The organism is Rhodococcus sp. EPR-147 (assembly GCF_001647185.1).
Lineage (GTDB): Bacteria > Actinomycetota > Actinomycetes > Mycobacteriales > Mycobacteriaceae > Rhodococcoides.
The window spans coordinates 1-1,238 of record NZ_LVCU01000327.1 but is presented as its reverse complement, the minus strand read 5'-3'; the positions used below and the strand labels follow the sequence as shown (position 1 = coordinate 1,238).

General features: G+C 66.1%; 2 protein-coding genes. One reads left to right on the top strand and one right to left on the bottom strand.

Translation table 11 applies throughout. The features are described 5' to 3' along the window. Window positions 1-711 (top strand): dephospho-CoA kinase (gene coaE / locus A2J02_RS15180; protein ID WP_082898802.1); only part of this gene is annotated, 711 nt, incomplete at its 5' end. Window positions 712-727: 16 nt separating this feature from the next. On the opposite strand, the gene A2J02_RS15175 is transcribed toward coaE, so the two are convergent. Beyond that, on the bottom strand, window positions 728-1,238 hold a 511-nt coding region (locus tag A2J02_RS15175; RefSeq protein WP_231911466.1), incomplete at its 5' end, for a DUF402 domain-containing protein.

Genomic DNA, 1,238 nt, shown 5'->3' with positions numbered 1-1,238 from the left:
GACGTGTGGATCGACAACACCGGTGCGCCAGGCAGCGTCGACGACGTCGTCCGAGCCCTGTGGAACGAGCGCCTGATTCCCTTCGAGCGCAACATCAGGGAGGGGATCATCGCGCGCGTTCATCCGGAACAGGTGACGGCCGACCCCACGTGGGAATCGCAGGCCCGACGCATCATCTCGCGCCTGGCCCTTGCCTGCGCGGACAAAGCGGTCCGAATCGACCACATCGGCTCCACCGCGGTGCCCGGTCTCGACGCGAAGGATGTCATCGACATTCAGATCACCGTGCGCGGGCTCGACGACGCCGATGCTGTCGCCGAGCAGCTGCGCGTGGCAGGGTTCCCTCGGCGAGAGGCCAGCAACTTCGACTATCCAAAGCCCGCATACGGAATCGGCGGAGAAGCCGATCCTGCCGTGTGGGCCAAGCGTTTTCACGGCAGCGCAGACCCCGGCCGGCCGGCGAACGTACATATCCGGGTCGACGGCTGGCCGAATCAGACGTTCGCCCTGCTGTTCCGGGACTGGCTGCGAGCGGACGACAACATCACCACCGAATACGCCGGAATCAAGCGACGCGCCTCCGAGGCCGCTGCCGGAATCACCGACTTCGGCTCGGCCATCGAGGCCTACGAGAACGCGAAAGCCCCATGGTTCGATGTGGCATACCGTCGGGCATGGCAGTGGGCGGAGCAGACCGACTGGACCGCGTGAATCGGGGCCGACCGAGTCAGGACGGCTTGCCGTTCCACTCGGTCGGCATTCCGAGGGATGCGAGCCACGCGTTCAGGTCGTAGTCGTGCCGCGTCAGTCCTTCGATGGCCGTGATCGATCTGGCCAGCGCGAGCTCGGCCGTGGGGGTGTCGAGATGGCGCGCCACCCGAGCGTCGAACAGCTCGTCGACGTCGAGCAGGTCGTAATCGCGGCCGGTACGCACGCTGAGGTCGAGATAGTGGTCGACGGATGTCCATCGGGTGGCGCCGGCGGTGTACTCGCCGATGTCGACGTAGTAGTCCTGATCGCGGGCGTGCGCGGGCAGATAGTGGAACACCGAGGCCCGTAGCCCCAGAGCGGGCAGCAACCAGGACTCCAGGTAGTCGAAGTGGGCGTGATCGGACGGGCGGGCCATGTACAGCCCCCACGGCTCGACGCGGTATTCGTCGACGACACGGACGAACCCCTTGGGATCCACGTTCGTCTTGGCGACGAGGTCGAACGTCTCGTGCTTGGGGGCATGAACG